The organism is Ideonella azotifigens (assembly GCF_006519715.1).
GTDB lineage: Bacteria > Pseudomonadota > Gammaproteobacteria > Burkholderiales > Burkholderiaceae_C > Ideonella > Ideonella azotifigens.
The window spans coordinates 1-3,009 of sequence record NZ_VIDT01000655.1 but is presented as its reverse complement, the minus strand read 5'-3'; the positions used below and the strand labels follow the sequence as shown (position 1 = coordinate 3,009).

General features: G+C 60.1%; 4 protein-coding genes. All 4 read right to left on the bottom strand.

Translation table 11 applies throughout. From position 1 onward, the window contains the following. Positions 1 to 100 precede the first annotated feature (100 nt). Complete coding sequence (locus FKP22_RS34290; protein WP_259372463.1) at positions 101 to 229, bottom strand: hypothetical protein; 129 nt, start codon at positions 227 to 229, stop codon at positions 101 to 103. 373 nt (positions 230 to 602) lie between these two features. Further along, entirely contained in the window at positions 603 to 1,484 is an 882-nt protein-coding gene (locus tag FKP22_RS25750) for a phage exclusion protein Lit family protein (RefSeq protein WP_141290634.1), read from the bottom strand. Between the two features lie 106 nt (positions 1,485 to 1,590). After that, the gene (locus FKP22_RS33550; RefSeq protein WP_211361588.1) at positions 1,591 to 1,962 is read right to left on the bottom strand and encodes a DUF4145 domain-containing protein; all 372 of its coding nucleotides are present in this window, start codon (positions 1,960 to 1,962) and stop codon (positions 1,591 to 1,593) included. A 671-nt stretch (positions 1,963 to 2,633) separates the two neighbouring features. Then, positions 2,634 to 3,009 (bottom strand): DeoR/GlpR family DNA-binding transcription regulator (locus FKP22_RS25740; protein WP_141290629.1); only part of this gene is annotated, 376 nt, incomplete at its 5' end.

The following is a 3,009-nucleotide window of genomic DNA, read 5'->3' as shown; positions in this document are numbered from 1 at the left end:
GGTCGGCTACATGATCCAGGCCAACCGGCTCGGCAGCGCCACGCTGGAGGCCAGCTACGGGCGCTGAGCGGGGCGGGCCGAAACCGCCGGCGCATGGCAGTCAGGCAACCCTTGTGACGGTCACGCCGCTGGCGCGCAACGCCTTGAGCGTGCGCGCCAGCGTGGCGGCAGGCACCAGCAGCTGGCGGATGGCGGCCAGTGGGTCTGCCGAGAAGGGCGAGACAGCCATCCGCTTTTCGCCGCAAGCCCGCACCACGGCTTCGGCGGTGCGGGCGTGCAGAGGGAATCCGGGTTCAGGTCTTCCACTTCCCCGCGTCAGACCTTCAGGTGCCAAGCCGGCGCAGATGCGCGGGGGAAAGGGGAGACCTGACCGTCGGATTCCCCCAAGCTGCCAGCCAATCGTCTCGAATGCAGCACTCAAAACGCCCGCACCCATTTGAGACATCCACCGCAGAGGCGTCCCGTCGCCCTCGCGGACTGGCCTCGCCAACAGCCCCCAAAAGCTGTTTGCAGAGCGCCACAAACCCATCCCGTCACGCACATCACCGGGCTTGTCCAACAACCGGCTCAGATCGCGGCTTCGCGCGATCTAGCCTTATTCGTTAGGCAGCACCGAGGTCACGGACGGTGAAGCATGCGTTGGCTAGCATTTCGTGAAAGCTCACCGTGCGATCAACTGTGACCCCGATCCCATGGTGGGCGAGGAGTATCTCTAGTAAGACGAATCCAAATGCATAGACTTTGTGGTTGTCTTCGAGCCCAATGCGGTCGAGGTTTACGAGCAGCCTCTCGTATGTCGGAGGATGTGTCGTCCAGCGGGTTCTGTTCTGTTGTAGATCGTATGCAAGTAAGTGAAGATTGGCGCATGCAATTCCGAGTGCACGCTTGAACAATGGACCAGATTCCGTTGTGTCACGACAAACCCAATCTGTAGCAGCGCGGTCCGCATCGGATTCTTGAAGCACCGACTCCACAGTTTCTAGTTCTCCGTGGTCAAGGCGCGCGTGTGCTATTTCGTGGTGTATCAGCCAAGAGACGGCCGTTAGAAAGAGTTCGTTTGCTACATGTCCGTCGGTATCGGGAGCTGGGAACCGAACTGGTGACAGTTCGGGTAGCGGCCACGGAATCCGGATCTTGGCTATGTGGGCTTCCAGTAGCTGACGATGGAGAGAATACGCGATGGCCGTACGGTGGGATGCGCCTACGTGAAAGTACTCGTCCTTTCGCTTATTCGCCTGCTCGTACTCGTCGAAGATAACAATGAACGAGTACGAAGCCGCCCATAGAACTTCAAGAAATGGCGTACCCAACCGGACTACCGCCCTCGATGGAACAAACTTTGCAAACAGTGTAGGTTCATCTCCGAATTCAAGAGTGACCCGGTGACCTGCGATGACCGCCGCCAGCTGTTCTTCCGCATCCGGCGCGACTCTAAACGGGCTGGCCGCAATAGCATTTAGCAGCGGTTCGATAGCGGAGGACATGGGTTGTGCTGCCTAACGTGCTAGCTCAGGGGCGACCGGAGGCCGCAGGCCGCAGGCCGGAGGGAACCAGAAGCGCAGCTTCTCGGGCGTCCCTTGGAGCGGCGGGTTAGCCCTTTGGATGCAGGCCACGTTGAACTAGGCTGGGTAGAACAAACATGATTTCCGCCAATGCAGCGGCAAAATCAATGACTCGCTTGGCGTCTTCCTCTGTCGGGAGCGCGGCTGCTTCGTCTGCATGCCGTTGATCGTTGGCATCAAGCCGAACCTCATGAGCCCAAGTTGCCATATCGCTTGTAATGATGTGATCGGCCGCAGCCTTTTCGATTCTCGAATACAAATTGCCGTTCGTGTAGCCTTTCAGCTTGAGCATCGAATCAACGGCACTTGCCGCAAGCATAACTGCGCCGGCAGGTGCATGCAGGCTCTCATTAGCTTGTTGTAGAAAGGCGCGTGGACGATCTGGAATATCTTCATCCACCTGATGAGCTCGAGGGAAGTGCTCTCCAACATCGGTGCCGTGGTTTGCAGCCCATGCAGTAACTACCCCGCCGCAGCTGCCGCATATATAGGTTGCCCACTTTCGCGGACGGCTATTAAGGTGGTTGTTCGTGTCGAAATGATGGTTCCGTTGCAAATTGGGATTTGCAACGGAGCAATGAGGGCAGCGACTCAGTACTAGGTTTGCAGATAGTGTCGGCATGATCGGATGTGAAAGGGCTAACTTCTTTATCGGGCGACAGTTTTGCTGGCGAACATCGCCGGCCGTCTCCGTAAAACCGGAGGCGTGATGGGCCGCGGGGCCGCATGGACGCTGGCGATCCGGGCGATTGACTTTGTTTTCATGCCGTGCGGTCCTGACGACAAAAGCAGCAGTGGCATTCTGGTGGGTTTTCCGCGAGGTGCAGGTTTACCGGCTTCAAATGTGGCATGTGATTTGTGGTTCGTCGCGAACGGGATCCTCAATGTCAATGATGAAAGTGGCTGCGCTCGCGCCTCACGCTCGCCGCAAGCGCTTTCGGATTCACGGCCTAGCACGGGCGCGATCTGGCCGATGGCGCCTGAGGGGTTGACCAGCCCGCATGCGCATCAGCACGCCGCGACGCCATTAGCGCCCGCCGTTGCGACTTTGAGGCCCCCGATGGAAGTGCCTCATGCCGCGCGCTGTACCTTCACGCCACCAGCACGCAGCGCCTTCAGCGTGCGCTCGGGGGTGGTGGCCGGCACCAGCAACTGGCTGATGTCGGCCAGCGGCGCGACCAGGAAGGGCGAGGCGGCCATCAGCTTTTCGCTGGAAGCCAGCACCACGGTTTCGGCGGCGCGGGCATGCAGCGCGCGCTTGACAGCAGCCTCTTCATCGTCACCGGTGCTCAGGCCGGTCTCTGGGTGCACACCGGTCACGCCCATGAAGTAGAGGTCGGCCCGCAGCCGGGACGCGGCCTCGATCACCGTGGCGCCCACGTTCACGCCCGAGTGGCGGAACAGCCTGCCGCCCAGCATCAGGATCTCCACCAGCGGCTGCTTCGCG

What these genes read in the sequence shown, in the direction of transcription:
- FKP22_RS25750 (WP_141290634.1), bottom strand. Translation starts at nt 1,484, where the DNA reads ATGTCCTCCGCTATCGAACCGCTGCTAAATGCTATTGCGGCCAGCCCG.
- FKP22_RS34290 (WP_259372463.1), bottom strand. Translation starts at nt 229, where the DNA reads ATGGCTGTCTCGCCCTTCTCGGCAGACCCACTGGCCGCCATCCGCCAG.